Consider the following 1,298-nt stretch of genomic DNA (forward strand, 5'->3'; position numbering starts at 1 on the left):
CGCAGGCTCGTGCTAACGTGGCACGAAACCTCGTCACGCCAACGCCACGCCAGCGCCCGCCGGACCGCATGCACCGTCCGGCGTCCTCCGCAGGAAACCCGGGACCCATGCCAGACCATCGCATCGGCGGCCGCCATGCCGCCCTCCTCGCCATGCCGCTGATCGCCGGCGTACTGCTCCCCGGCTGCGCCAGCCGGCCTGCCGCACCGCAGGCGCCGACGCCGCCCGCAGTACCGGCCGCCGGCCAGGCGACTCCAGCTGTCGCACCGGCGACCTTCACCACCTGCCTGGCCGAGCTCAGGCCGCGCGCGCTGGCGGCAGGCATCCGCGAAGACAGCTACGACCGCTTCACCCGTGACCTGGTGCCGGATGACAGCGTGCTGGCGCGCCTCGACCGCCAGCCCGAATTCTCCCTGCCGATCTGGGACTATCTGTCCGGACTGGTCGATGACGAGCGGATTGCGCTCGGCCGGGAAATGCTGGCTCGGCACCGCGAGGTGCTGGCAAGGATCAGCGCCCGCTACGGCGTGCCGGCCGAAGCCGTGGTCGCGGTCTGGGGCGTGGAGAGCAACTTCGGCCAGACCACCGGCAGCTACCCGCTGCTGCAATCGCTGTCGACGCTGAGCTGCGCCGGCCGGCGACAGCCCTTCTTCCGCGGCGAGCTGTTCGCAACCCTGCGCATCCTGCAGGCCGGCGACATTGCGCCGGAACGCCTCTACGGCTCCTGGGCCGGCGCCTTCGGCCAGACCCAGTTCATGCCCAGCACCTACGAGCGCCTCGCCGTCGATTTCGATGGCGACGGCCGCCGCGACCTCATCGACAGCGTGCCCGACGCCCTCGCCTCCACCGCCAACTTCCTGCGGCAGGCGCGCTGGCAGAGCGGCCAGCCCTGGGGGCTGGAGGTGACGCTGCCGAAGGGCTTCAACGCCGGCGGGGAAAGCCGGCGCAACAAGCGGCCGTTGTCCGAATGGAGCACGCGCGGTCTGGTGCGCGCCGACGGCACACCGCTGCTGACCGCCAGTGCCGGCGGCACCACGGCCGGCACAGCGACGACACCGGGGCCGGACACGCCGGCCGGCCTGCTGCTGCCGGCCGGCCCGGACGGCCCGGCGTTCCTCAGCCTGCGCAACTTCGACGCTTTCTACAGCTACAACGCTGCCGAGAGCTACGGACTGGCGATCGCGCACCTGGCCGACCGGCTCGCCGGCGCGGGGCCGTTCCAGCGCGCCTGGCCCACCGACGACCCGCCGCTGTCGCGCGCCCAGCGCCGCGAGCTGCAGGCGCTGTTGATAGCACGC

At 72.7% G+C, this 1,298-nt stretch carries 1 pseudogene; it reads left to right on the top strand.

The features are described 5' to 3' along the window. Positions 1-275 precede the first annotated feature (275 nt). A pseudogene (locus C5O18_RS09700) lies at positions 276-1,298 on the top strand (lytic murein transglycosylase); the annotation flags it as partial.

Origin of the sequence: Amnimonas aquatica, from assembly GCF_002943415.1 — a bacterium.
GTDB classification, from domain to species: Bacteria; Pseudomonadota; Gammaproteobacteria; order Pseudomonadales; family Moraxellaceae; genus Perlucidibaca; species Perlucidibaca aquatica_A.